General features: G+C 39.3%; 22 protein-coding genes. 9 read left to right on the forward strand and 13 right to left on the reverse strand.

Annotation, left to right across the window (positions count from 1 at the left end; genetic code table 11):
* Positions 1-45 precede the first annotated feature (45 nt).
* The 4 genes from Q4534_RS20015 to Q4534_RS20030 are packed head-to-tail and all read right to left on the reverse strand — an operon-like array spanning position 46 to position 3,885.
* Complete coding sequence (locus Q4534_RS20015; protein WP_303614929.1) at positions 46-1,095, reverse strand: hemin-degrading factor; 1,050 nt, start codon at positions 1,093-1,095, stop codon at positions 46-48.
* Positions 1,096-1,146: 51 nt separating this feature from the next.
* Positions 1,147-1,950 carry a heme ABC transporter ATP-binding protein gene (locus Q4534_RS20020; RefSeq protein ID WP_303614930.1) on the reverse strand — a complete coding sequence of 268 codons (804 nt, stop codon included), beginning with the start codon at positions 1,948-1,950 and terminating at the stop codon, positions 1,147-1,149.
* 7 nt (positions 1,951-1,957) lie between these two features.
* Entirely contained in the window at positions 1,958-3,013 is a 1,056-nt protein-coding gene (locus tag Q4534_RS20025; protein ID WP_303614931.1) for an iron ABC transporter permease, read from the reverse strand.
* Positions 3,010-3,885: a hemin ABC transporter substrate-binding protein gene (locus Q4534_RS20030; RefSeq protein ID WP_303614932.1), complete on the reverse strand. Its 876-nt coding sequence runs from the start codon at positions 3,883-3,885 to the stop codon at positions 3,010-3,012. Before Q4534_RS20030 ends, Q4534_RS20025 begins: the two co-directional genes overlap by 4 nt.
* 444 nt (positions 3,886-4,329) lie before the next feature.
* Here Q4534_RS20030 and Q4534_RS20035 point away from each other — a divergent pair, with 444 nt between their 5' ends.
* Positions 4,330-6,336 carry a VCBS repeat-containing protein gene (locus Q4534_RS20035; RefSeq protein ID WP_303614933.1) on the forward strand — a complete coding sequence of 669 codons (2,007 nt, stop codon included), beginning with the start codon at positions 4,330-4,332 and terminating at the stop codon, positions 6,334-6,336.
* Between the two features lie 229 nt (positions 6,337-6,565).
* Here the strand turns inward: Q4534_RS20035 and Q4534_RS20040 are convergent, their stop codons facing one another.
* Positions 6,566-8,203 (reverse strand): FAD-dependent oxidoreductase, encoded by a 1,638-nt coding sequence (locus tag Q4534_RS20040; protein WP_303614934.1) that lies wholly within the window; start codon positions 8,201-8,203, stop codon positions 6,566-6,568.
* Between the two features lie 509 nt (positions 8,204-8,712).
* Here Q4534_RS20040 and Q4534_RS20045 point away from each other — a divergent pair.
* The 4 genes from Q4534_RS20045 (at position 8,713) to Q4534_RS20060 (ending at position 14,501) form a co-directional block, all read left to right on the forward strand.
* A complete protein-coding gene (locus Q4534_RS20045) occupies positions 8,713-11,556 on the forward strand; it encodes a hypothetical protein (protein WP_303614935.1) in 2,844 nt (947 codons plus the stop codon).
* A 376-nt stretch (positions 11,557-11,932) separates the two neighbouring features.
* Positions 11,933-12,520 (forward strand): hypothetical protein, encoded by a 588-nt coding sequence (locus tag Q4534_RS20050; RefSeq protein WP_303614936.1) that lies wholly within the window; start codon positions 11,933-11,935, stop codon positions 12,518-12,520.
* A gap of 324 nt (positions 12,521-12,844) precedes the next feature.
* On the forward strand, positions 12,845-13,549 hold the full coding sequence (locus Q4534_RS20055; protein WP_303614937.1) for a LytTR family DNA-binding domain-containing protein: 705 nt from the start codon (positions 12,845-12,847) through the stop codon (positions 13,547-13,549).
* Between the two features lie 94 nt (positions 13,550-13,643).
* Entirely contained in the window at positions 13,644-14,501 is an 858-nt protein-coding gene (locus tag Q4534_RS20060; RefSeq protein ID WP_303614938.1) for a formate/nitrite transporter family protein, read from the forward strand.
* Positions 14,502-14,618: 117 nt separating this feature from the next.
* Here the strand turns inward: Q4534_RS20060 and Q4534_RS20065 are convergent, their stop codons facing one another.
* Entirely contained in the window at positions 14,619-15,533 is a 915-nt protein-coding gene (locus Q4534_RS20065; RefSeq protein ID WP_303614939.1) for an endonuclease/exonuclease/phosphatase family protein, read from the reverse strand.
* Positions 15,534-15,859: 326 nt separating this feature from the next.
* On the opposite strand from Q4534_RS20065, the gene Q4534_RS20070 reads away from it, so the two are divergent.
* The 4 genes from Q4534_RS20070 to Q4534_RS20085 are packed head-to-tail and all read left to right on the forward strand — an operon-like array spanning position 15,860 to position 18,377.
* On the forward strand, positions 15,860-16,642 hold the full coding sequence (locus Q4534_RS20070) for an ABC transporter permease (RefSeq protein ID WP_303614940.1): 783 nt from the start codon (positions 15,860-15,862) through the stop codon (positions 16,640-16,642).
* Positions 16,643-17,395, forward strand: a complete 753-nt coding sequence (locus tag Q4534_RS20075) for an ABC transporter ATP-binding protein (protein ID WP_303614941.1) — start codon at positions 16,643-16,645, stop codon at positions 17,393-17,395.
* A gap of 4 nt (positions 17,396-17,399) precedes the next feature.
* On the forward strand, positions 17,400-17,885 hold the full coding sequence (locus Q4534_RS20080; RefSeq protein ID WP_303614942.1) for an MlaD family protein: 486 nt from the start codon (positions 17,400-17,402) through the stop codon (positions 17,883-17,885).
* A gap of 60 nt (positions 17,886-17,945) precedes the next feature.
* Positions 17,946-18,377, forward strand: a complete 432-nt coding sequence (locus tag Q4534_RS20085) for a hypothetical protein (protein WP_303614943.1) — start codon at positions 17,946-17,948, stop codon at positions 18,375-18,377.
* A gap of 6 nt (positions 18,378-18,383) precedes the next feature.
* Here the strand turns inward: Q4534_RS20085 and Q4534_RS20090 are convergent, their stop codons facing one another.
* The 7 genes from Q4534_RS20090 to Q4534_RS20120 form a co-directional block, all read right to left on the reverse strand.
* Positions 18,384-19,184: a TlpA disulfide reductase family protein gene (locus Q4534_RS20090; RefSeq protein ID WP_303614944.1), complete on the reverse strand. Its 801-nt coding sequence runs from the start codon at positions 19,182-19,184 to the stop codon at positions 18,384-18,386.
* Positions 19,185-19,316: 132 nt separating this feature from the next.
* On the reverse strand, positions 19,317-20,039 hold the full coding sequence (locus Q4534_RS20095; protein WP_303614945.1) for an SUMF1/EgtB/PvdO family nonheme iron enzyme: 723 nt from the start codon (positions 20,037-20,039) through the stop codon (positions 19,317-19,319).
* Between the two features lie 25 nt (positions 20,040-20,064).
* Positions 20,065-20,631, reverse strand: coding sequence for a hypothetical protein (locus Q4534_RS20100; RefSeq protein ID WP_303614946.1), 567 nt, complete (start codon positions 20,629-20,631; stop codon positions 20,065-20,067).
* A 103-nt stretch (positions 20,632-20,734) separates the two neighbouring features.
* Positions 20,735-21,418: a DNA alkylation repair protein gene (locus Q4534_RS20105; protein WP_303614947.1), complete on the reverse strand. Its 684-nt coding sequence runs from the start codon at positions 21,416-21,418 to the stop codon at positions 20,735-20,737.
* Positions 21,419-22,281: 863 nt separating this feature from the next.
* A complete protein-coding gene (locus Q4534_RS20110) occupies positions 22,282-23,526 on the reverse strand; it encodes a DUF4919 domain-containing protein (protein WP_303614948.1) in 1,245 nt (414 codons plus the stop codon).
* A gap of 242 nt (positions 23,527-23,768) precedes the next feature.
* A complete protein-coding gene (locus Q4534_RS20115) occupies positions 23,769-24,269 on the reverse strand; it encodes a thermonuclease family protein (RefSeq protein WP_303614949.1) in 501 nt (166 codons plus the stop codon).
* 167 nt (positions 24,270-24,436) lie between these two features.
* Positions 24,437-24,967 carry a dihydrofolate reductase family protein gene (locus Q4534_RS20120; protein ID WP_303614950.1) on the reverse strand — a complete coding sequence of 177 codons (531 nt, stop codon included), beginning with the start codon at positions 24,965-24,967 and terminating at the stop codon, positions 24,437-24,439.
* Positions 24,968-26,103: the final 1,136 nt, after the last annotated feature.

Below are 26,103 nucleotides of genomic sequence, written 5' to 3' on the forward strand. Positions count from 1 at the left end.
GTGTTTAAAATTTTTTAGCAGGGAAATGTATTCCCTGCTGAATTCTTAACTCAAGCCATCTATTAGGCTTTTCCAAGCCGGATCTTGCGGCATTCCGGGTTTCCTCAAACCAAAAATTTGGCCAACCATCTCCCCTTTTTGATCAAATATTTCTAAGGCAGAAACAAGTCCATCTGTTGTATTTTTATGGACAACAAAAGCTTTGTCGATCACCTGCTCATTGAGGTGCATATTGAAATCAGGATCCATTACATTGAGCCAATCACCCAACTGCTTTATTTGCTTCACCTTGCCCTGATGAATTTGGATATTCCCCCTATTTCCGGCAAAAATCATGATCGGAAGCTCCGATTCAGCAGCAAAATTCACAACTTTTCTGGCAGATAATTTATCTACAGGATAAGCCCACTTCTCTCCTATCCATTCCACCGCATTCATGCGATTCAACTTGTACTTTCGAAGCATGCCAAAGAAATCATGGGTGTCTTTCATGTTTTCCCAGTCTGAAGTAAAGCCTTCAAAATCCAAATCTTCTCTACGTGTATATTCCGGTACCTCATAAGAAACCGGTCTCGGGGCTGCAGACTGATCAGGGTGCATATGTTCTTCAATCAACTGATTGGCAAAAGCTTCATCGGATTCTTCTTGAATGTAGACTTTCATTATTGCATCCCCTTGTCCATCAAAATACTGTAAACTAAATAAAGGTCCCCTAGGGCTTTCATTCCGCACAGCAAAACCATATTTCCATGCGCTAAAAAACACCCTTTGCTCAATGGGACCGATTACTGTTGCAATTTGGTGGGGGCCTGCTCCATGAATTTCTATTTTTTGAAACCTTCCTTTGTGTTCCAACACGCAGCCTTCACTCCTGGTAAGGGCCATAACCTTTCCCAGCTTAGGGAATTTTTTAACTTGATCGATAAAATCTTCAGATAATCGGACCACATTTTGTCCAATTCCGGTGGCGATTAACTCCGCTTCTGAAGCATTTAACTGCTTGGCTGCATCCCTAATCCTAAGTTTTGGATTTTGAGTTTTCAATGATTCCCAAGATGCCTTTAGCGTATTCAAAGTGCTGGATATGGTTTCCATTTTATTATTTTATTTAAGCGTTTAATTAATTTCCAAAAATCCAACTTCTAATTATTGAACCAGTCGGGTTGATGGATACATTTTAGATTTATTGGAACAGTGTACAATCAACTGATCAGTACCAACGCAATGCATTAGCTGAATGGGATGATCGAATACCGTTTCAAGCAAACATTCATTCAAACCAGCCTTTATTGGTCCACAGTAACACATTTTCCCGGCTTTCAATAGTAGGATTTTGTCTGCATACTGTGCGGCCAGATTTAGGTCATGCAAAATGACAAGCACACCAATATTCCTTCTTTTTAATTGAGTCAAAACCTCAAGCATGGCATGTTGCTGTGCAATGTCCAGGCTGGAGGTAGGCTCGTCCAGCAATGCATACCTTGGGAAAGGCTTCATTTCCCATATCTGCACCAATACTCTTGAGAGTTGAACCCTTTGCTTTTCACCACCCGACAGCTGATCATAATGCTGCCCTTGCAAATGATCGATCTGTGCCAAGGCCATAACTTCATCCAATACTTTTTCGGGATCTTTAACTTTGTTGGAGATAAGTCCCAACTCCACTACTTCCCGAACGGTAAAGGGAAAATTTACTGTAGAATGTTGTGGCATAACTGCCCGCACCGCTGCCAATTGACTGGCCGTTAATCCGGCAATATTTCTACCATTGTATTTTACTACCCCCAAAGAAGCGTTAGAATCTCCTGAAAGGAGTTTAAAGAGCGTTGTTTTACCTGCGCCATTCGGTCCTAATATAGCCATGATTTCACCCGGATGAACCGTAAGATCGGTCGCATCAAGAATTGTCCGCTTTTTGGTCCGAAATTGAATGTTTGAAGCAGATAGCATACTGAAGTTATTTTTTTAAATTATAAATCAAACCCATAAAGAAAGGTGCTCCCAATAAAGAGGTAATCACACCAATCGGCATTTCGGCAGGAATGGCAATAGTTCTGGCCAATAGATCGGAGAAATTCAATAAAATTGCTCCCAATAAAAAGGATCCCAGCAAAACCAATTTATGATCCGCACCGAAACTTATCCGCATAAGATGGGGTACAATCAATCCTACAAACCCTATCATTCCGGACAAGGATACCGCAACACCAACAATCAAAGCCGTGGCCACTAGCAATATCACTTTTGTTCGTTTTACATTTACCCCCATATAAAAGGCCTCTTTCTCACCCAAAGCCATGGCATTCAAATTTTTAGCCCCACGAATTAATAAAAGGGAGGGGATACAAATGAAAATAGCCGCTATGGGAAGCTTGCCCCATGATGCTCCACTTAAATCGCCCAAACTCCAAAAAGTGAAACTCCTCAAAGCAGCATCATCTGCATAGAATAAGGTAAGACCAATCAAAGCTCCCGCCATGGCGTTGATCGCCACACCTGCCAAAATTATGGTGGCTGTATTTCCACCACCATTCCCGGTTCCCAAGTAATAAACCGCCAAAACATGCAATAAACCACCTAGGAAAGCAAACATGGGCAACCCAAAATCAGCTAGTAAAGGAAAGTTATCGGCAATGCCGGGTAGCAGCACTAGAAATATGACTGCAAACAAAGCACTACCACTACTCACTCCAATTAACCCGGGTTCTACAAGCGGATTCCTAAACAAACCCTGCAAAGCCGCTCCGGCGATTCCTAACCCGCCTCCAACCAGCACAGCCAGTAATATTCGCGGCAACCTAATTTGTAACAATACACCGGCAGACCTACTTTCAAAGCCAGCTAAATCCAAGCCCAAAGACCTTGTTAAAATGGCAAGGACCTCCATTAATTCAAGCGAATAGGCTCCTTTGGTTAGGGAAATAAGCAATACCAGGCAAAGGATCCCGGTTAAGGACAGCAGCACCCAGTAATTCAAGCGCTTTTTGCTATTCACCATCCCTGAAGCCATCATTTTTTCCTTACTTCTTTAGCCAGTTCAAGTGCCACCTGCCCTACTCTAGGCCCCATACCTGACAAATAATGGCCATCAAAACTCAACACCTGCTTTTCTTCATAAGCTTTCGTTTCCTTTACTCCATTCACAGCGGCAAGTCCATCCAAGCCTCCCATACTTTCTAGCCCTGAATCAAATAACACAAGATAATCGGGAGACATGCTTACCAGTGACTCTGGTGTCAAAGGAATAAAATCTTCAAAGCCCCGAGCTGCCATCTTTATTCCGGCCAAATTGAATATTTCTTCGGCAAAGGTGTTTTCTCCTGCCACAAATAAGGTCTCAGGCCCCCTTGCCATAACAAAAGCTGCAGTAAGGCTATCCTCCTTATCCTCTTCCAGCAAGTAATCCTTTAATGAATTTAAATCTTTCCTTATGTCTTCATTTATCTGTTCCCCCTTATCCGGCACCTCAAAAAGCTTGGCCAATTTCATCACCAATACTTTGGTTTCTTCAGGGTTGGTCGGCTTATTGAAAAAATGAACCTTTAAGTCCATCAACTTCAGTTGGCTGACTACATCCTCCGAGAGGTACCCTTCCTCAACCAAAACCATATCAGGAGACAGTGACAATATTCCTTCCGACTTGATTTGATTTCTATAACCAATGCTAGGGAGTGCCTGCATTTTCTTGGGATAGGTAGAGGTTCGGTCGGTGGCGATAATTTTATCACCAAATCCAAGTGTGTATACTATTTCAGTAATGGTTCCTCCCGCAGTAATAATCCTTTGAGGGATATTTTCTTCGGTAAGCTCAATAGATTTCTTTTCGCCCGAAGCGCAGGACAATAAACTGAACAATAAAAAAGCCGAAAGCAGGATCTTTTGCATTTATTTAGATTAATTATTATTAAAATTAATAATGCGAATGTACATCTATTTGGATTAATTCCAAATAAAAATAACAGGATTTTTTATTCAGAATTTGACTGCTTAATGGATCTCACAGATCATAACTACAGCTAATTTACTGGAATGGGCAGGGTGATAAATTAAGTCTACTGCCTATTGAAATTCTTAACCGGTCCTATAATAGCATTGTGGGAATTCAATATTATTTAAGATATTTAATGAGAGATCGCTTAAGGGATTTACGAAAGATTATAATACCGAATGGCCACTTTCCCAATAATTGGGTAAAACAGTATAAAACTGTTTTACCCTTCCCTGCAGTTTTAAGCAGATTGGATTTTACTAGATGGAAAAAGCTATTCCTGCCATTGGTATTTTTTAGTCAATCTATGGCTCGTGAAAGTGAAATCAATAATAAAAAGCATGAAACATAAACCCCAACTTATTCAAATGAAGAAATTAAAGCATACCCTTAATAAAAGCCCTTTGCTTTTGGCCATGTTTGCCTTAGTTCTGGCTTGTGCAGGTCCCAAAACTGTCGAAAACGAAGTAAAAGAAGCAGCTGACTTCGAGATTGTAAAATACAATAATCCCGGAGCTAGTTCATTTTTAGGTGTAGGCCTATGGGCTTGGCCATTACCTATGGATTATGATGGTGATGGAGACATGGACATGCTTGTGTCCTGCCCGGACAAACCATTCAATGGTTTGTACTTTTTTGAAAACACCAGCGGTGAAGACTTCCCGGACTTCGCCCCTCCCGTCAGAATAGGGGATGCTATTTCCAAAGTACAAATTTCCCATACAGACCAAGGTGTTAAGGTATTGACACCCGGTGCTGAGTTAATGAACTTCAAAACGGACTTGGCCTCCACCCCTAAAGACCTATTCCCAATTGAGGAATTGACCAAAGAACTGGGTAAAAAACCTAGGTTCAATCAGTGGAAAATGATTGATTATGAAGGAGATGGAGACTTAGACATCATTGTCGGAATGGATGATTGGTCATCTTACGGCTGGGATGATGCCTACAATGAAGAAGGTGTATGGATCAATGGCCCACTTTTTGGCTATGTATACCTGTTAGAGAACAAAGATGGTGACTATGAAAACCGTGGAAGAATTCATGCCGGAGGGATAGAAATAAATGTATATGGCGCTCCTTCACCTAATTTTGCTGATTTTGATGGAGATGGTGACCTTGACCTTATCTGTGGGGAGTTTTTGGATAAGATGACTTATTTTGAAAATATTGGCACCAGAGAAAAACCTGTTTATAAAGAAGGTCAATTTTTAGAAAATAATGAAGGTATAATTACCATGAACCTAGAAATGATCATTCCGGTAGCCTTGGACTGGGACAAAGATGGTCATGTTGATTTGGTCGTAGGTGATGAAGATGGGCGTGTCGCTTTGGTAAAAAATACCGGAGAAATAAAAAATGGACTTCCTATTTTTGATTCCCCAAAATATTTCAGGCAACAAGCCGACAATCTTAAATTTGGTGCCTTGGTAACCCCTGTAAGCGTAGACTGGGACAATGATGGAGATGAAGACATCATTGCAGGAAACTCTGCAGGCCATTTTGCCTTTATTGAAAATTTGGATGGGGCAGCGAAACCCAAATGGGCTGAACCAAAACTATTGGAAATCGATGGTGAGCCAATAAGAATTCAGGCAGGAGACAATGGATCCATTCAAGGGCCAGCCGAAGCCAAGTGGGGCTATACCACCTTGACCGTTGCCGACTGGGACGGGGACAACCATAAGGACATAATCTTTAACTCCATTTGGGGAAAAGTAGAATGGATCAAAAACACAGGGAACGGATTATTAGCACCTCAACCGGTGAAAATAGATTGGGCAGGCCAAACCCCTCCACACCCGGCATGGAATTGGTGGAAACCTGAGGCAAATGAGTTGGTTACCCAATGGAGGACAACTCCTTATGCCATCGACTGGAACAAAGATGGGGTAATGGATCTGGTAATGTTGGATCATGAAGGTTACCTTGCTTTCTTTGAAGGGCAAGGTAATAATGGAGAGCCCACTCTTAAAGCCGGCAAACGTATCTTTTACGGAGAAAATGCTTCTACCTTTACAAATAAAGACAAAGTGGAAGACCCAAATCCGGGAGTCTTAAGACTTAATACAGCGGATGCCGGTAGCAGTGGCCGAAGGAAAATCAGCTTTATGGACTGGGACAACGATGGAGACCTGGATCTATTGATCAACAGTGTTAATATTTCCCTATTTGAGAACGTAAGCGAAAGCCCGGAAAAGGTAGTGTTCAATCACAAAGGTCCACTTTCTGACAAGATTTTGGCCGGACATACCACCAGCCCTACCTTTGTTGATTGGGATAAAAATGGTACTTGGGATGTTCTGGCAGGAGCCGAAGATGGTCATTTCTATTACATGCGTAGGTAGTAAATCAATCAAAAATAGCAGAAAAAGCCTCTGGAATTATTTCAGAGGCTTTTTTGGTTTAACCCGGATTATGTAATAGGATTCGTGATGAGTGTTGCAATCGCAAGAAAATCAGGCTGTTTTGATATTTTAGCATAGCACCGCTATGGTGAAATTGAAAACAGCAACGAAGTGGCTGATTTTGAAGCGATTTCAGCACGTAATAGATTGTCTATTGCATATTTCGGGTTTAATTGTTTTTTGTAATTATTTCCAACCAATCATCCGGAAGAGCAAGCAATTGATTCTGACTCAGCATGACCTTTTCCAATTCCGAATAAGGTATATCCTGAACATCTACACTTTCACTAGCAGCAATAGCTGCTGCTGCCCCAATACTTTGGCCAAGCACCATAAAGGTAGGCACAATCCGGATGCTACCATAGCCTACATAGCTTGATGAAAGACAGGTAGGGGTCAATACATTAGTACATTCATCTTTCTTTGGCACTGTGGCTTGAAACGAGATTTTAAAAGGTTTCCAAGTTCCATCATTTTCGACATGGGTGAATCCTTCATTATAAGCTTTGCCATCTTTTACAATTCTCCTGGCGTGGTGCACATCTGGCGGCCACCATGCAATGGCAATCGGGTCTGAAACCGTATCTTTAACCTTAATATCGGTATTGTGTTCAGTAATGACATAATCAGACACCATTCGTCTTCCACTTCGTATATACAGGCGACGTGGCCAATTGCCATTGTCAGTGAATTCATCTTTTGGCAAGCCCCAGCCTTTCCAATTTGCCCTCGTAAGACTATCCACACTTTCATCGTTCTGCAAAAACCACAACAAGCCTAAAGTAAAAGACCGATGATATTTGATAATACTGTCCTGTTTTTGGTAATTCCCTTCAGGGTATTCCCAATTTTCTCCATAAAGATTTGCCGATAGATCGTGCCAACTACCGATGTCTGTTTTACCATTATGTCTATTGGCTTCCGGTTTGAACAGCCTACCTCCTTCTTTTAAGTACCTCCGGTAGATTTCATACCGTTCCGGATCGTAATCCTCAGGTTTATCAATTGGAATACGGTTATCTTCTTCCTTTGTAAGGCACATTCTGAAGCAAAAACCCTGAATATAATGACTGGGATCTCCATGATTCCCCAATTCCCCGGGTTGAATGGTAGGAATAAGTCCGCTTTTTGCATCTCCTTCGATTACATAAGGGTCAACCTCCACTTGAAACTGCTTGAAAGTATTTACTTCCTGAATTCCATTTAGATTCTCCCCGTATTTTTCATTCCCCTCACGAATTGTTTCAGTGTTAATGTCGGCAAAATGCAGCAAGTGCCCTTCAATCGATGCATCTACAAATACTTTGGCCATTATTTCTGAACCATTTTCAAGCATTACCTTTTCTATTCTGTTTCCTTTTTTTCCTACACCGTTTTTTTCCTTTATCCGGGTATTTCTTATGATGGTTATGTTTTTTTCCTCCTTCAACATCTGCTCTATTATTGCTTCAGCAACTGAAGGTTCATATTTTGAATACCATTTTGGGTTATTGAAATCGGCTTTTCGGCCGTAATGATCACCAACGGCTTCATAAAATTCCCGGGCAATCCCCCCAATTACAATTGTATTACCAAAACGCATGTCTTTTCCGAGTCCTTCAACTACCATTCCTCCGGGATGCCCTGTAGGTTCAATAAGCACCACTTTTTTCCCCAGCCTAGCAGCCTGAATAGCTGCAGTAAAGCCCGCTTCACTGCCTCCTAAAATACAAATATCAGTAGTAAAATTAGATTGCTGCACTTTGTCATTGCAAGCATAAAGCATTAGGCACAAAATTGATAGATAAAGTAATCTGAAAAATTTCATAAGTTTCTATTTTTGGTTTAATGTTTCACTTTTATAAAAAGAAATAATGATACTTATACCCCATAAAAAGTAAAGACTTGGTTTCCTGCTCAACCTGCATTTGATCCTTTTCCTTTATCCCCAAATCTTTCCTAAAAGGTATACAAACTTGCAACCAAGCCAAATCCCCCTATTCCACCTTTAAAACTGTGAAATCAATAGGAAAGAAATTATTTTTTATCTTTTTAAGATAGTCTTTATATTGTAATTGGATTTAATCTTTTACTCTTTATAAGGGTAAAATGAAAATCATGTAAAGCTAATCAACCCAATTGCAATATATAATTGTGAATATTTGTTTCGATAAATTTATAATCTTTTTTGTCCTAAACTTTCCCCAATCAAAATTTGCCGTGCAAAAAATTAAAACACTGAGAGGATTGTACCGGAGAACTATGTGAAACTTAGGTTAAACAAAGCTGCACTCTTTTCGAAATAAAACATTAATGCCCTGAAATTCAACCTACAAAATGAAATATATACTTAAGCTGCTTTTCACAATCCTTGTTAGTACAGTCACTTTAAATCTTGCTGCGCAGCAAAAAACACAACACGCTTTCTACGACAAGGAGAAAATAAAAATCAGCCAAGATTGGCTCGTTAACTCTATACCAGATAAAACGGGTTTTTTCTCCAATTCCAATGGTCAACTTGTGTTAAGCAATGGACTGATCAGCAGGGTATTCGATATCAACAAGGGGGGAGCTACTGTGGGACTGGAAAACTTAATGACGGGTGAAAACATGCTTCGGGCAATAAGACCTGAAGCAGAAGTAAGCATTGATGGCTTAAATTTTCCTGTCGGAGGTCTGGTTGGGCAACCGGTACAAAATTACCTACTGGACAAATGGGTGCACCAAATGGAAGCAGACCCCTCGGCCTTAAGCTTGCTGGACTATAAGTTTGGCAATACAGTGCCCAGATTTGATTGGAAAAAAAGGCCGGAATGGATGCCCAAAGACCTGGATTGGCCCGCTCCAGGTAAACAACTTGTATTTACCTATGGGTTTAGCCAAAAACTGATCACACACCTTGTCAACCAAGGCAATTCCGACCAAGGCAGAGAAGTTTTATTTATGGATGATTTCAAGGATTTAAAGGAAACTTGGGAAGTCTTTGCATCTAAAGCGGATGAGAGAAATTCTTTTATAAATGAAGGCAAGGCCGGGGAAATCATGGCCTTGGCCAATCAATATGTTTACGCAAGCACTCCGGTACCTGCTAAGAGTAAGGTCTGGATTGTTGAAATCGATCCCGGTACTGATAAGTCCGGCAGCTGGGGGCCGGGCATGGCCTTGCAATCAAAAAATGGGACCTTGTACAAGTTTAACCTGAGAACGGGCGATCTTAGCTTTGGTATATTTGATGGGAAGAATGAAAGAAGGATTGGGAAATTACTAGCCGGAAAGAAAGTTTACCTCAGGGCAGAACAGATACCGGATGGTCTAACTTTCTCCTTTTCTTACACGGGCGAGGATTTCGAGCAATTGGCAAAGGTTCCTACAGACAACAGTCCTATCGCTGCACTTCAAGTGGGGAAAATGGATCAAAAAGCCGGAGCTGGGGATTTCATTACATCAGGAAAAAGAGGCAGAAGTCATATTAATCAGGTGCGGATTTTAGGAGAACTTCAAGAAAATGCCAAACAAGAAAAATTGGATCGGTTAAAATACTTGAAAGACCTCCAGGTGAAGGTTTTCTACGAAATGTATGATGGCATCCCTCTTCTTTCCAAATGGATTGAAGTCGTCAATAATTCCGAGCAAAAAATAGTTGTTGACCGCTTTAAAAGTGAGATTTTGGCTTTGGTGGAAGCAGAAAGCGCAGTGGATGATAAGGATATTTGGAGAAAACCCAACCTGTCTGTAGAGACAGATTTCCGCTTCGGAGGTATGTCACCGGATAACCTTTACTCGAGTAGCATTGCCTGGAATGCAGACCCTGCTTACAAAACACAGGTGAATTACAATATGAAGACACCTGCTTTACTGGAAGCCTACCCTAAATTAGGCCCGATGAAAACTTTGGCCCCGGGAGAAAGCATGAAAAGCTTTAGAACTTGGGAGCTATTCCATGACAGCTGGGACCGAGAGCGAATCGGGCTTGCCGAAAAGAGAATGTACCGTTCACAAGCACCTTGGGCTACCGAAAACCCCATCATGATGCATGTTCGGAATGCTGACAATGCTTCTGTGAAAAAAGCCATAGATCAGTGTGCTGAGGTAGGCTTTGAAATGGTAATCATGACATTTGGTAGTGGATTTCAGATTGAAAATGACAGCCCGGAAAACCTGAACCGAATGAAAGCCCTTGCTAATTATGCTCATGAGAAAGGTATAGCGCTGGGTGGTTATTCCCTATTAGCCAGCAGGAGCATCGACAAAGAAAATGATGTTATCATGCCTGAAGGAAAAAAACCGAGGTTTGGCAATTCTCCTTGCTTGGAAAGTGAGTGGGGACAAGAATATTTCAAAAAGCTTTATTCTTTTTACGAAAATACCGGACAAGATATTTTAGAGCACGATGGAAGCTACCCCGGAGATGTATGCGCCAGCCACAATCATCCCGGACATACCGGTTTAGAAGACTCCCAATGGAATCAATACGAAACCATCAGGGAATTTTATGAATGGTGCCGAAGCAAAGGAATTTTCCTCAATGTGCCGGATCATTACTTTATGGCAGGAAGCAATAAAACCGGAATGGGTTACCGCGAGACCAACTGGTCTCTTCCTCGGGCACAACAGGAAATCATAGAAAGGCAAAACATCTATGATGGTACCTGGCAAAAAACCCCTTCTATGGGTTGGATGTTTGTGCCTTTGGTGGAATACCATGGCGGAGGCAAAGAAGCCACTATTGAGCCATTGAAAGACCATCTGCCTCATTACGAGCAAAGGTTGGCCAACCTTTTTGGTGCAGGGGTACAGGCCTGCTACAGAGGCCCACAATTGTATGACAGTCCCCAAACCAAAGAAATTGTTAAAAAGTGGGTGGGCTTTTATAAGGCACACAGAGAAGTGCTAGACAGTGATATTGTCCATATTAGACGGCCTGACGGAAGGGATTATGACGGATTGATACATGTCAATCCTGAAGGAAAAGAAAAAGGGCTGATCATGCTTTACAATCCCCTGGAAGTGCCGGTGGCCAAGACCATAAAGGTCAACCTGTATTATACAGGCCTGTCCGAAAATGCCGTATTGACAAATCAGGATGGGGATAAATTGCAAATGAGCCTAAATAGGGATTATAGCATTAACCTTCCCATCCATATTCCAGCAAAAAGCCAGCAGTGGTTTGTAATCAATTAATTACTTCAACTTCTTCTTGAGAAAAATTTCCGTTCATTAAAAAAACTGCTTACTCAGAGGAGGGGACATGGCAAAATTTACAGCCCTCTTTCAAAGCAACTTCTTTACCTAAATAGTCAAGGGCTATCCAATGGGTCTATTCACTGAATCAAGTATATGCTTCTCTAGTTTATAGCGTTAACTTCTCGCTATTTTAAAAAAGAAGTTGCAAATTCTTATGCACCCTTCTTTTTTCATCGCAACATTTCAGGGCTTTGTCGCGGACTTTCTTGTTTTCATCGCAGCTTATAAAAAGGATGCCTAAGGCTACTTATGTTTGAGCCATAATTCAATCACAAACAGACAATTATTAATCAAACATTCAAAAAATATTATCATGAAAAACATACTTAAAAGTTCCGCAGTAGCCGCATTAATGTTAGTTTCTTTAACTTCAATGGCCGAAGAACCAAGCACAAGTTTGACCAAGGGAAGTGAAGCTACAAGCCTGGTTTTTAAAATGAACGCGCCTTCCCAAGCATCTTCAGTCTCTATCAGTGATGAAAATGGACACACCTTATTTTACGAATATGTGATGGATGCTGATTATTCAAAATTATTTAACCTTAAAAACCTTCACTCCGGTACATACCATCTAAATGTGAATGACGAAGCCAGCACAATAGTATACGCTGTAGCTATTAAAGACAATATGGTTACAAGCATCAATAAAATAGAATCCATCACTCCTTCTGTATTTGAAAAAGAAGGCCAAAAGGTTCACCTCAACTTGGAAAACAAGGACCTATCCAAAGTGAACATTAAAATTCTAAATGAGGCCGATGCTCAGTTCTTTGGAGAAACACTAATTAGTCAGAATAATATTGTTAAAACATTTAATTTTGAAAAAGCCAACAAAGGAAACTATACTATCACCGTAAAAGATGGCAAGAAAGTCTACCAAAAAAATATAAACGTTAATTAATCAAAAAATAGCAGCTCCGGAGCTCATTGTAAATACAGTATTTCCGTTGAGAGATGCACAAGTTTTATTCCTCGATTGTTAAATCACCCGGCCCCATCTTTTAGGTCTAGGTGATTTTTTTTTAATTGCAAAACTTTAGTGAAAACAAGAGGCTTGAGATAGATGGATGCTAAAGAAAGTTTCATTATAAAGCAAAAACGAATATATTGAAGTGGGAAGCGTTGCTGATATAATTAACAGCATAGCAATAACCAAATGGAGAAATTTCAAACTATCCTTCATAAGCTATAGAATAAGAAAAGCATTTTCATAAACCTTCAATTCATGATAAATTGTATTGCCATAGATGACGAACCCCTTGCGCTGGAATTGCTAAAAAAATACATCAACAAAATAGCATTCTTGCACTTGGTAGCTACCTGCGACAATGCCTTTGATGCCATGGAGGAAATGCAAAAGCAGCAGATAGACCTTATCTTTATTGACATTCAAATGCCGGAATTAACAGGCCTACAGTTTATTTCAAGCCTTGAAAAAAAACCTTTGGCCATCGTTATCACCGCCTACAAAGAATTCGCCCTGGAAAGTTTTGACTTGGATGTGGTGGATTACCTGCTAAAACCTGTTCCTATGGACCGTTTTTTGAAAGCCTGTAACCGAGCCAAGGACCGATTCGGATTGTTGACCGCCCAAAGTCATGATCCGGCTACAAAAGATCCCGACCATTTTTTTGTAAATGTAGATTATAGCCAAGTAAAATTAAAATTCATTGACATTTTATGGCTTAAAGGATATGGCGATTACCTTAAATTTTATTTGAAAAACAATACGCAGCCATTGGTGGTTAGGATGAGTTTCAAGGAAATCGTGGCCATTTTACCGCCAAAGCAATTTATCAGGATACATAAATCTTATATGGTGGCTATAGATGAAATTACTTCCATCCGTAAAAGCAGCCTCTTTCTTGGAGAATTGGAATTTTCAGTGGGCGAGTCCTACAAAGAAAGCGTAGAAAAGCTTATTGGTTGAGCCTGATATTAGATCAGGGTTTATATGAAACTTATTCTTCTTAATTTGGTTAATGCTAAGTACAAATTTTCTATTGGACCCCAATCTTTAAACTATGAAGGCTGAAAACAAAGACCAAAAGGAACACCAACAAGACTTGGAGAAAAAATCAAATGAGGTGGAAGGATCAGGGAAATATACCGAGATCCTCAGCCGTGTCATACACGAGGGGGAGGAAATATTTAAAATAAATAATAGGGCAGTATTTTTGAGTGCTTGCATCGCCGGCTTAGAAATAGGTTTTAGTTACCTTTTGGTTGCTACTTTATATTTTACCTTTGAAGGGAAGCTGGAGGAGAATACAATCTTTAAATTATTCGGCCTTGTATACCCATTGGGATTTATCATGGTGATTCTGGGTAAATCCGTATTGTATACCGAACAAACCTCCGTTTTGGCCTTACCGGTATTAAATGGACAAAGGTCAATTCTGGAACTATTGACCATCTGGTTTATTGTGATTATTGGGAATCTCTTGGGGGGAATTTTATTTGTATTCTGCGTAGGAGATTTGGCTTCCCAGCTCAACCTCTTTGATAGGGAAACAATGGTTAAAATTGCTGATCATATCTTGGATCACAGTTATTGGGTATTACTGTTGAGTTCCATTTTTGCAGGTTGGCTGATGGGGCTTTTAACTTGGCTTTTGAACAGCACCACTGAAGCCTTGACCCGAATTCTTTTAATTGTTCTAATCACGGGAACCATAGGTTTTGTAGGTTTTCACCATAGCATCGTAGGAAATATAGAAGCTTTTGCCGGATTTTTATATTCGGAAAATATCTCCATTGGCGATTATTTGCTCTTCCTTGTTCTTACCTTATTAGGCAATGGAATTGGGGGTGCCATTGTGGTAGCACTATTTAAGTATCGGATTTTCGAATCCCATTATGCTTCAAAAAGCAAACATTAAACGACCTAACCTAGTATTAAATTTTTCCCAACCGGCCGGAGAAGAAACTTTGGTTAAACTATGGCTTCAGACATTAAACCCGAAAGGTGCAATAAACAATCTATTACCTAATCCGGGTTAAAAGGAGAAAGTAGTCACAACAAAACCATGGTCTGAAGGGTAAGGAAACGTTTTGCCATTGATGGAAAAGGGTTCACCTAAGTGTGCATGGTAGGCATCTGAAGCAATGGGTTCTAAAGCAGCCCCCTTATAGAAAATATAGTCTATTCGGTGTTCATCCTTCACCCCTTTACTGTCCCAGGTAACACCAGGATGGGTTAGCGGATCGGGATTTAAAGTTCTGTAAGTATCAATCAAACCTATATCTTCTAAAACCTTGGTACTGTACCAGGGGACCTGCAAACCATTGTGAATTTCCTTGGTCTCTTCTCCCCAATCCAAATGTGAAGGGCTATTCATGTCTCCGCCAAAAATCATGGGAATGGAATCAGTGGCTGCACTGTATCTTTTTAAATAGGGAAGTACCTTTTGAATCCTATTGTACCGGGTTTCTGTCTTTTCCCAATCAAGCAATTCAGCGGTATTCATCCCCATTTCCTCGGGTTCATTCTCCCAAGGCAGATAATGAAACCAGTTGGAAAAGAAACGGATCTTTTGCCCTTTTATTAGGACTTCTCTTCCTCCCAAGTAAAAAGGATATTCCGTGTCTATGCGCTCACCAAAGGGAAACTTAGAGAAAATGGATAGATTGACGTTTTTGTCATCCAAGGCAGTCCCTTCCTTAGCAATTAAATGAAAATTATAGCCAAGAGAATCTGCAATTCTTTTGCCTGAACCATAGGTTTCTACCATCAAGATCACATCGGGATCAATTTCTTTTATAATTTGAATGACTTGCTGAGGCCCATTTTCAATGTCATTGCCACCATGCAAAATATTCCAGGCCATCACTTTGAAGGTGATCGGTTTTTCTTTGGGGGTGCAATTTCCAAGTACGGAAAAAACGATTAAACCAAGTAAAATTCTCATCATTAACTATTAATTTTTGCCATAGGAATCCTTTCAAACGCCCAATAAAGAGCCAAATAAAAAACAGCAAAAACAAAGGGTTTGAAAATTATAGGATATAAGGAACAAAACTAATTACTCAGCCCTGTAAAACAAGCCCAATCAAGGTTATTTGTTATCTATAAGCCCTAATTTATTTAATAGCCTGAGTAGATGTTGCACTTGGTCATTAAAATGCTGAAATTAAACAGGCTAATTAATAATCCGGTAATTGTATCATATTTAAAAATGATCTGCATCATGTAAATCACTCATAATCATCACTAAATTCGGTTTTTATATTTATTAAAATGCCAAAACCAACCTCTATAAAATCCCGCTCACAGTCGTTTTTTATTGAAATCGGCGACTTAACACTTTTCGCCGGACAATTTTTCAAAGAAGCATTCAGTCTTCCTTTTGAGTTTAAGGAGCTGGTGCGCCAATGCTATAATGTTGGTAACCGTTCCTTACTATTGGTGGGCGTAACCGGATTTATTTTAGGTCTTGTTTTTACCCTCCAGTCCCGCCCTACATTAATGGAGTTTGGTGCAGAATCCTGGATGCCTTCTATGGTAGGAATATCAATTGTCAGAGAAATAGGTCCGGTGATCATTGCCCTGATATGCGCCGGAAGGGTAGGCTCAGGGATAGGCGCAGAACTAGGGTCTATGCGCGTTACAGAACAAATAGACGCCATGGAGGTTTCCGGAAACAATCCTTTTAAATACCTGGTGGTTACCCGTATTCTGGCCACTACATTGATGTTGCCCTTATTGATTATAACAGGAGATGTCATTGCACTTTTGGGCTCTGCCATTATTGAAAACCTAAAAGGAAATGTCTCTTTTGTTCTTTATTTTAATCAGGTTTTTGATGCGCTCAAATATAGTGACATCATCCCCGCCACCATAAAATCCATTTTCTTCGGTTTTGCCATTGGACTGGTGGGATGTTATAAGGGTTACAATTGCTCCAAAGGAACCGTAGGTGTGGGAGAAGCCTCCAATTCAGCAGTTGTTTATACTTCTATGTTGTTATTTGTCATTGATTTTATTGCCGTCTTTGTTTCTGATATATTTTTCGAAATTTAAATGGATGCTACAAAAAAAATAAACCCTGTTTTAGAATTAAAAAGCCTTCACAAAAGTTTTGGTGACAACCATGTACTCAAAGATTTTAACCTGAAACTTTTTGAAGGAGAAAACCTGGTAGTGATGGGGAAATCGGGTTCCGGGAAATCGGTAATGATCAAATGTCTGGTAGGACTAATTCAGCCTGACAGTGGAAGCATTACCATTAAAAACCATGACATCACCAGCATAGGACATAGCGAATTGGATCTTCTCCGTACAGAAATAGGATTCCTATTCCAAGGCAGTGCCTTGTACGACTCCATGACTGTCCGTGAAAACTTAGAATTTCCACTCAGGCGTCAAACACATAAAATACAGGATTTTGAAAGTAAAGAAATTCTGGTCAAAGAAGCATTGGAAAATGTGGGGCTGGCACACACCTTGGATTTGATGCCTGCAGAGCTTTCCGGAGGTATGCAACGAAGGGTGGCTTTGGCAAGGGCATTAATCCTAAAACCAAAAATCATCATTTATGACGAGCCAACAACGGGCCTAGATCCCATTACAGCCAAAGAGATTATAGCCTTAATGCGTAATATTCAAAAAAAATACCATACCTCTTCACTTATCATTACACACGATGTGGATTGTGCTAGGGTTATCTCCAACCGGATGATTTTGCTGGTTGATGGTACCAATTATGCTGAAGGAACCTTTGAGGAACTTTCAAATGCAAAAGATCCAAAAATTCAGGCATTCTTTAAAAACTAATAGTATGGGAAAATCTAATGCATACAAAGCAAAAGTAGGCCTATTTGTGGTAATAGGAACTGTGCTCCTTATTGCAATCCTCTATTCAATAGGAAAACGCCAACATATCTTCAGCAGAAACATTCAACTCTACGCTGTTTTTGACAATGTAAATGGTCTGCAAACCGGAAACAATGTGCGCTATTCAGGAATTGATGTAGGTACGGTTAGTAAAATAGTAATGCTTGATGAAAGAAACATTGTTCTTCAGTTGATGGTAGAGGATAAAATTTCCAGATTCATCAAAGAGGATGCCATTGCTTTTATCGGATCAGACGGATTGGTAGGGAGTATGGTAGTCAACATTGTCCCCGGGAAAATGCAAAATGCAAAAACCATTATCTCGGGAGACACCATTCAGACCTATAGTAAAGTTGGGACGGATGACATGCTTTCTACCTTAAATACTACCAACGAAAACGCTGCATTGCTGACAAGCGATCTATTGTAGATAACCAATAAAATTCTGGAAGGAAAAGGAACCTTAGGCACACTACTGAGCGATACCCTATTGGCCCAGGACATCCGAAAATCAATTATCGAACTTAAAAAAACGACCCAAAGCACTTCTGCATTGGTCACCAAAATCAATTCAATAGTCGGAAAGGTGAATTATGATGAAAGTGCTGCTGCTGTTTTGTTAAGCGACACGGTTTCTACCAACCAATTGAAAACAGTATTTGAAAACTTGGAAAAATCCAGTCAAGACATTAAAAGTGTCAGCCAAAACCTGGAAAAATACCTCAAAGAGATAAGCGCGGGAGAAGGTACTATCAATCATTTAATACAAGATAAGGCTATGGCCGGGCAACTTGACAGCACCATGATTAATGTCAAAGAAGCTGCAGAAAAATTGAATGAAAACATGGAAGCCCTTCGACAAAACTTCCTTTTCCGCAGGTATTTCAAAAAACAAGAGCGGGAGAAAAAGAAGAAACCTTAACCCCAATTATAACAGAGACTTGTTTCCTTCGATATAAGCCATTAATTCAGACGCTTTATTGAAAACTTTCTTAATGTTCCCATTTTTATCGATCACCAAGTGGGTGGGGTATAACCTTAACTTCAACCGGTCTTCTATCAATTCTTTTTGTTCGGGAAAGACCACATAATCAAAGCTTCTCTTATTCAAAAAGTCGTCCAGTGAAGTTCGAGTATCTGTGGCCAAACTTAAAAATTGTATACCACTTTCATTGCGGTATTTATAAACAAACTTATTCAATTCAGGCATCTCAGCTATACAAGGTTTGCAGGAAATAAACCAGGTTTTAATTACCGTGATTTTTCCTATTAGGCTTTCATTGTCGTACTGCTGCCCATCGATAGCTGTTAAGTCAATTATTGGGAATTTTTCACCTTCCATTTCAAAATATCCTAAAGCCAATTCCGCAGAATTCTTGATGGTTCCTGAAATGGTTTTATCTGCACCTTCAGGCAATTTAACTAGTTTGTAGGTAATGGAATCTGACTTGGCTTTCATCTTGCCCTCAATGCCAATAAAATCTCCACTTATTAACTTTTTCAAAAACGTGCTTTTTGAGATTGCTTTTGCATTTTCATCAAGCGCAATAAAATCCGAGGATAAAGAGATATTGGAATAATGGTAATTCCACCAGGTACTAAAGTCAGCTGTCAACGCTTCTATGTTCTCAAGCCCTTGCATTTCCTTGTCAAGGTTTTTACCTGATTTCTTATTACAAGAAGCACAAGTAATAATGATCAATAATAACATGAGCGATATGTTCTTCACAACTTATTGGTTGATAATAAGTTTAATATAAAAAAAATAAAAATACAATAAAACTAAACACGTCTTTTTTAACCTGATTAAATAGTTGTGTTAAGGTTTTGCCTGTAGTGCGGTTCCCTCCGGTTTCAAAATTTATATACCTTTCTTACTATTGTTTTCAATTGAATTCACAGCTATTCTAAACCCTAAATCATCTATTTTAAAGGAGTAGGGATGGCTTCTTCTTCTTGTGGTTGCCATTACACTTCTTTCTACATCGCACCAGCCACCACCACGAAAAACCCGATAGGAACCATAAACGGTTTCATCATAAATATCCGAACACCATTCCCAAACATTTCCAAGCATGTCATAAAGTCCCCAAGAATTGGGTTGCTTTTGTCCAACTTCCTGAGTACGATTGTCGGCATTTTTTTTATACCAGGCAATCTTCTCTAATTCTCCGTACCTGGTATTTTTTTCGCCAGCCTGGCAGGCATATTGCCACTCAGCTTCAGTAGGAAGCCGAAATCCGCTTGCCTTGGCATCAAAGCTTACCATTTTTGAGGTATTATCAATGACATAGCATTGGCTTTTCGCCAATTTCTCAGACAGTTTATTACAAAATTTAACAGCTTCAATCCAAGAAAGAGTCTCAACAGGTAACTTTTCACCTTTGAAAGTAGCCGGATTTTCATTCATTATTGCAGCATACAAGTACTGAGTAACTGGAAATTTGGAGAGTCTAAAAGATTCAATTTCACGAGTCCAAACTTTTTTTACCCGGTCGTCTCTCATTTCCACAGTACCTTTTGGAATCGTGACAAATAAATTTTCAATTTTTTTCTTGTCTACGTTTTTCTTATCTATTTCCACGCTACTTTTTGGATTAAGGACCTTCTTAAATATTGACTTGGTTTTTAAATCGATCGAAAAGGTTGATGGATAATTCAGCATAAAGATTGATGGCAATAAAAATGGGTACATCCATATTATTATATTGCTCATCAGGAAGTTCGGAGGCAATTGCTCCAGCAATGAGTCCCATGCTCACTTCTCTAAACTGATCCATCGCTGAAAAAACCTCACAAAGCGTTTCAGATTCACAAACTGATTTTAAACATTCAAAATATTTACTATCATGGTTAAATTCATAAACTCCGTCATTATTTTTCCAAATATCCTGAAAAAAGGGTTTATTTCTATTGATGTTCAGAAATTCTGCTAACCCTGATGTGACAAAAAAGTCAGGAGGCAAAGACATACTACTCCTATCCATCAAAAACTTTTTATAATTAATTTCGCCGTAATGTTTTAGAAGTTGATCATTAAACTTCTCTACTACAACCGCTACAAATTCAGACTGCTGTTTATCCAAACATTCAAGAGATTTAATCTGTTGTGAATTTCCGGATGAATTAAACAAAACTAAGAAAGCCAAGGTAGCAAAGACTTGTAGTGTTTTCATAATATTCAGTTACTGAATTAGATAGACCAAGGCAGAATTAATTAATCCTTTCTAAAAATAGTAATATAAAAGCAAAGCATCAACCTCCTAATCCTTAGGCACATCAAGAAATCAACCTTAAGGCCTCCCTATGGCTCAAGGGACTTAAGGGCGTCTTCTTAACAAATTCCTGTACCCAGATAGGATTGATACGACTGTATTCCCTCAATACCCAGCCTATGGCTTTATTGATAAAAAATTCATTCGACCCTGATAAATGGTGAATGCATTGTTCCAAAAGATCAAGATCCATTTTCTCTTTGTACTTCAACTGAAACAGTAGTGTACTTCTTTGCAGCCAAATATTATTGGACTTCAACCACTTGTCTATGTGTTGTTGCCTTTCTTCCGGAAAAAGCAGGAAATAATAGCCCATCAATTTATTGGCAATCAAATCCACCGTATCCCACCAGGATTGATGAGATACCATGTGCACATAAAGATGGATAACCTCTTTCTCTGTGACTTTCAGGTATTTCAAGGCTAGTTCCTGGGCAAAATAATGAAACTCGCGCTCCTCCCGACGCCATAAAACCTTTACCAATTCATGCAATTCTGACTTTGGCGGAAGCATGGCTTTTTGTAAAAAGGGCTTTTGCAGGACTCTTCTATGCTGGGTAGAAATCCCAAAAAACCGGAATTGATGCCGCAGGTAAGCGGCTTGTTGCATCGCCAGTTCACTATTCGCATTCCTGCTAAATTCTTGTTCTAAGACAGCAATGTATTCAAGGGTTTCGTTGGATAGCATTTGATGGAATATTTGTGTTGTGTTGCGGGAGGATAATTAGTAAACGTGGTCCTTTTAATCCTACCTGGTCTAAGTTTAGCGAAGCGTAACTTAGACCCAAAATAAGGAAAGTTTTCAACTTTCGTAAAATAATCACCAGGTTGCCGTCAAAGCTAAAATAGGTAGGGACCCCAAGTAAACTTCGACTCCGCTGACTTCAACAGGCTCAGCCACCGTTGCCGAATTACCCAATTTTCATCAGCTAAAACAGGAGGCAATTAAAAATTGTTCTCACTTTACCTTTTCAGAGTTTAGACCAAAATAATCGATCAAAGAAACTAATCAATAGGAATGGGCTTTAGCCCATTTATAGGGTCAAATCGCATCACCCGGCTTTAGCCAAAATTTAGAGGACATAAGGGTTTTATTAAATCTTAATTCAAGAGGTCAATATGCTCTGGAATATCCAATGCTCATAATCATTATTTAATAAGGTTATTTTTAAATTCCGCCTTGTAGATTTTCGGCGTAAAGAAATTTAAGCAGGGTATGGCAAGGGCACAGGCATGTTTGACCTTGATGTGAGCAATAACTACCGGAAATGCAAGCTGAATAGCTCAAACCTAAAATACCAGAGTTTGCCTGTGTGCGGGTGGCCTTAAATTTTAGCTGAAAAGATACTCAGCGGCGGGGTTTTTTGGTTACTTTTTTGACCTGTAGCAAAAAAGTAACAATGGTCTTAATCAATGACTTGGTATAGAAATATCGGAATTGTAAAGCCACAAATCCCCTTTAGCTTGCATGGCCCAGCCACTCCCCGTAGTTGAAAAATTGCATTAGTAAATTGATACAAAACCTTCGGATTGATCAGTTATAACCAAGCACTATTCCTTGTCTAAAGATTTTTCAATTTGCTTTTTAAATTCACTATTGTTTACTGCATGATCAATATTAAAATAAAGGGTTTTTGTTTCTTGTCCTTCTTTTTCCATATCTAGCATGTCAAGAAAATAACCATTTGAATAATCACCAGACCCCATAGTCCCAATGTTTTCTCCGAATATATAGCTAATAATCGTCTGACCATCAATTGGGCTAAGAACAAAATAAGAATGTGTATTTGATCCTGTTCCACTCCACAATATGGCATCTACGATCATTCTTGATTTTACAGAGGGGAAATAACTTCTATCATCGTTAATTTTCCATAAAGAAAAACCCTCTTCCATAAGGGCTGTAAAGTTTACTGGGTTGGATTTTAAAAGCTCTTTACTTAGCATCAATGCTTTATCATAATTCTTATCGCCCACTAACTCCATTATTTCACGCTCCTTCTCGACATTTTTATAGGGGTGATAATTCTGATTGTTCGTAAAACCAATCATTAAAGCAATGATTTCATTGTTTTTCAAGGACTTATCATGACTTTGAAATCGGTCCAGCAACGTTTCGTAGTAAAATTCAGATTGAGGGCTTGCTGATTCTGCTAGATAAAATTGAAAGTCCCGGTGATAATCAAAATATATTTCTCTAATATTCAGACTTTTATCAAAATTAAAGCTAACAGTATCGTTTACACCTTTAGAGTTAGAGATCAAAATATTCACAATTCCCTCTTGACTTTTTTTCAAAGAATTAATTTCTGTTCCTTTTTCCCAGTACAGATAAATTAATGCTTTTGCATCATTTAAGTCGGAAACAATAAATGGTGCAGACGCTGTTCCTTTACCAAATCGCTTTACAGCATTATATATCATTTGTGTTTTATCCCAAGAAGAGGTAATATTTTCTTCTTTCTCTTGCCCTAGTTGCGCTATTGCATAGTAAGTTAAGGCAGTTAAATTAATTGGGTTAAAATCAAGTATTTCAGAACATACCTTCTCAATCTCTGGGAATGCATCATTTCGTTCAAGGTTTTGTAAGTCCTCTAATACTCCATCGTTTTGGTTCATTTTAGCGACATCTCTATAATGAAATAATAAATCCATCACTTCATAATCAGTCAGTGTAGAATCACAATTACCGAATCTTTCCGATAAATTTAGATCATTCGATTGGCCAAACCCTTGAAGTCCAAAAAGTATTAATAATCCAGTAATTAATATTTTATGCATTGCCTTTCTTTTCATTGTGTGTCATCTCTTCTACCTGGTCTAAGTTTAGCGAAGCGTAACTTGGACCCAAAATCAGGTAAGTTTTCAACTTTCGATAATACTAAATATATGCCCCCCTAATTAAACCGGAGGCCGATGTCTTCAGCAGGCTCAGCCAAATTTTTCTCCCGATGGCTGAGCGGAGTCGAAGCCAAAGGGTTTCGCTATCCTACCTCCCCGTCTCCACTTCTAAACCGGTTACTAGAGAATACTTTTGATTATTCAGACGCCCTTTGCCAGAGTCCACGATTACTTTCTCTGGCATCACGTTCGTAGGACACAAAGGCATCCGCGTATTTCACATTGGGCGGAATCGTCAATACCCTCGCATATCCTTTTTTGATTAACTCTTCATTGACAAAGGTTCCATCGGGCAAATAAACATAGGCAAGTACCCTGCCGTATCGGTCTAAACTGTCCACACCATATTCCAACCTAACCTCTTGATCGAACAATAAGTCAGTAAGATAAGCCTTGGCTTCTTGTCCATAAAAGCCTATTTTCTTATAATTCCCTTTTCTTGTTTCAGGTGCATCTACTCCAATCAATCGGATTTTCACTCCTTTTTTCGACCCATCCTCAGCCCAGAAGGTATCTCCATCCACTACTCTGGATACAGGCATCAAACCCGAAAGCTCAGCTTCTTCCTTACCGGAATTATAATAGGCAACGATTATTGAGACAAGAAGGATAAGAAGATATTTAAACGCTTTATTCATTTCAAAAAGCTTATCAAGATTTTATATTGAAGGCAAAAATACAGCTTCCTTATTATATATGCCTGATAAATGCCTGCATTAATTGCATTTCTTCAACCCGGATTAGACAATAAGATTTCCTGAGCTTTCAATGGGACGTTTGCAATCGCAAGAAAATTAAATTTAAACTATTTTCTATTGTAGGTCAGGATTTGTAGGCCTTCAGGAAAGGACGCTTTGTCAACGAGCTCCCAATTTGAATTACTGCTGGAATTCCCAAATAACTTTGTTCCTTTTCCGAGCACTATGGGGTTTAATTTGAGTTTCAGTTGATCGATCTTTCCATGATCTAGCAAATAGCCGGCAAATTCTCCGCCCCCACAGAGGTAAATGTCCGTTTTGGCATTTCGTTGAATTTCATCTATCCTATCCATCCCTCCTTGCTCTATTTTTACCATTTCAGACAACTTGTCTATTTTTAAAGTATTGGAAAAAATATGATGTTCCATATTTGGATAAGCCGGCTGTCCTGGTACCAAACCATATTGGTATCCAAATTCATAAGTTTTTCGACCCATTATGACGGTACCGAAATTTAAGAGGTCCGACTGGTATTTTTTAACTCCTTCTCCTTCCAGAAGAAATTGGCTGATATCTCCATTTTCACCTGCAATATACCCATCAAGTGAAGTGGCTACATAGTACACGATCTTTTTCATCCTTATCGGTTTAGTTAACTTATAGGCTATTTATTTTTACTTTGAGAGAGCCCGGTTATTAAGAATGTCAGGGTCATTAGCAGTAAATAAGCCTTAATCCAGGTCGAGTCAGCGTAAATTTCAGTGAATACTACCAACAAATATACAGCTAGAAAAAGGGCTGATAGTGTGAAATATTTCGTTGAATTGGTCACCTACGGTTTATCAATTAAATTTCATTTTTTAAGCAAAACACTACACTAGACACCTCTGCAGCAAAGACTTATAATCGCCAACAATTTACATTAAAAAATCAAATAACTCAATAGTTAATCCTTTGCATTATAAATCGGTAAAATCCAGTCATTATATAATTAAAACCAATAGGGATACGGAATCTCCAAGAGCGGCTTCGACAGGCTCCTTAACAGGTCTAAGTTTAGCGAAGCGTAACTTAGACCCTAAACCAGGAAAGTTTTCAACTTTCATTGGTGCCAAAACCACTAGATTAAAAAAAAACTCCAAAATTATTCAACCCCACTGGCTTCGACAGACTCAGCCACCGGTGGAGAATCAATCCAAATTTTCCTCCCGGCGGCTGAGCGGAGTCGAAGCCATAGGGTTTCGGTATCTCATATACCTAATTTCTCGCCCCTCGCTGGTCTAAGTTTAGCGAAGCGTAACTTAGACCCAATATGAGGAAAGTTTTCAACTTTCTATTATACAAGAGCTTCTCAGTTATATTCGGCACCTCTATGACTTCGAAAAGCTCAGTCAACAGTTCTAAAAAGCCAATTTTCACCAACTAAAACAAAAGTCACCACTATTTTAATACAAATTGACATTCTTGGAATAGTTTATTAATAATTTTCCGCCTTGTAGATTTTCGGCGTATAGAAATTTAAGCTGGGGTGGCAAGGGCACAGGCACTGTCTGATGAAGACTTATAGGATGAATACCGGAAAAGCCAGTAGGCTAGCTCAAGCCTAAAATACCGGAGTTTGCCTGTGTGCGGGTGGCCTTAAATTTTAGTCGAAAAGATACTCAGCGGCGGGTTTTTTTGGTTACTTTTTTGACCTGTGGATATAACGGTTTGATTTGTGCCACCCTTTTCGGTCAAACTGTGCCAGGCATTTCGGTTTAAACTGTGCCATTTC

It is taken from the genome of Cyclobacterium sp. 1_MG-2023 (genome assembly GCF_030546805.1).
Taxonomy (GTDB): domain Bacteria; phylum Bacteroidota; class Bacteroidia; order Cytophagales; family Cyclobacteriaceae; genus Cyclobacterium.

What these genes read in the sequence shown, in the direction of transcription:
- Q4534_RS20015 (WP_303614929.1), bottom strand. Translation starts at nt 1,095, where the DNA reads ATGGAAACCATATCCAGCACTTTGAATACGCTAAAGGCATCTTGGGAA.
- Q4534_RS20020 (WP_303614930.1), bottom strand. Translation starts at nt 1,950, where the DNA reads ATGCTATCTGCTTCAAACATTCAATTTCGGACCAAAAAGCGGACAATT.
- Q4534_RS20025 (WP_303614931.1), bottom strand. Translation starts at nt 3,013, where the DNA reads ATGATGGCTTCAGGGATGGTGAATAGCAAAAAGCGCTTGAATTACTGG.
- Q4534_RS20030 (WP_303614932.1), bottom strand. Translation starts at nt 3,885, where the DNA reads ATGCAAAAGATCCTGCTTTCGGCTTTTTTATTGTTCAGTTTATTGTCC.
- Q4534_RS20035 (WP_303614933.1), top strand. Translation starts at nt 4,330, where the DNA reads ATGAAACATAAACCCCAACTTATTCAAATGAAGAAATTAAAGCATACC.
- Q4534_RS20040 (WP_303614934.1), bottom strand. Translation starts at nt 8,203, where the DNA reads ATGAAATTTTTCAGATTACTTTATCTATCAATTTTGTGCCTAATGCTT.
- Q4534_RS20045 (WP_303614935.1), top strand. Translation starts at nt 8,713, where the DNA reads ATGAAATATATACTTAAGCTGCTTTTCACAATCCTTGTTAGTACAGTC.
- Q4534_RS20050 (WP_303614936.1), top strand. Translation starts at nt 11,933, where the DNA reads ATGAAAAACATACTTAAAAGTTCCGCAGTAGCCGCATTAATGTTAGTT.
- Q4534_RS20055 (WP_303614937.1), top strand. Translation starts at nt 12,845, where the DNA reads ATGATAAATTGTATTGCCATAGATGACGAACCCCTTGCGCTGGAATTG.
- Q4534_RS20060 (WP_303614938.1), top strand. Translation starts at nt 13,644, where the DNA reads ATGAAGGCTGAAAACAAAGACCAAAAGGAACACCAACAAGACTTGGAG.
- Q4534_RS20065 (WP_303614939.1), bottom strand. Translation starts at nt 15,533, where the DNA reads ATGATGAGAATTTTACTTGGTTTAATCGTTTTTTCCGTACTTGGAAAT.
- Q4534_RS20070 (WP_303614940.1), top strand. Translation starts at nt 15,860, where the DNA reads ATGCCAAAACCAACCTCTATAAAATCCCGCTCACAGTCGTTTTTTATT.
- Q4534_RS20075 (WP_303614941.1), top strand. Translation starts at nt 16,643, where the DNA reads ATGGATGCTACAAAAAAAATAAACCCTGTTTTAGAATTAAAAAGCCTT.
- Q4534_RS20080 (WP_303614942.1), top strand. Translation starts at nt 17,400, where the DNA reads ATGGGAAAATCTAATGCATACAAAGCAAAAGTAGGCCTATTTGTGGTA.
- Q4534_RS20100 (WP_303614946.1), bottom strand. Translation starts at nt 20,631, where the DNA reads ATGAAAACACTACAAGTCTTTGCTACCTTGGCTTTCTTAGTTTTGTTT.
- Q4534_RS20105 (WP_303614947.1), bottom strand. Translation starts at nt 21,418, where the DNA reads ATGCTATCCAACGAAACCCTTGAATACATTGCTGTCTTAGAACAAGAA.
- Q4534_RS20110 (WP_303614948.1), bottom strand. Translation starts at nt 23,526, where the DNA reads ATGAAAAGAAAGGCAATGCATAAAATATTAATTACTGGATTATTAATA.
- Q4534_RS20115 (WP_303614949.1), bottom strand. Translation starts at nt 24,269, where the DNA reads ATGAATAAAGCGTTTAAATATCTTCTTATCCTTCTTGTCTCAATAATC.
- Q4534_RS20120 (WP_303614950.1), bottom strand. Translation starts at nt 24,967, where the DNA reads ATGAAAAAGATCGTGTACTATGTAGCCACTTCACTTGATGGGTATATT.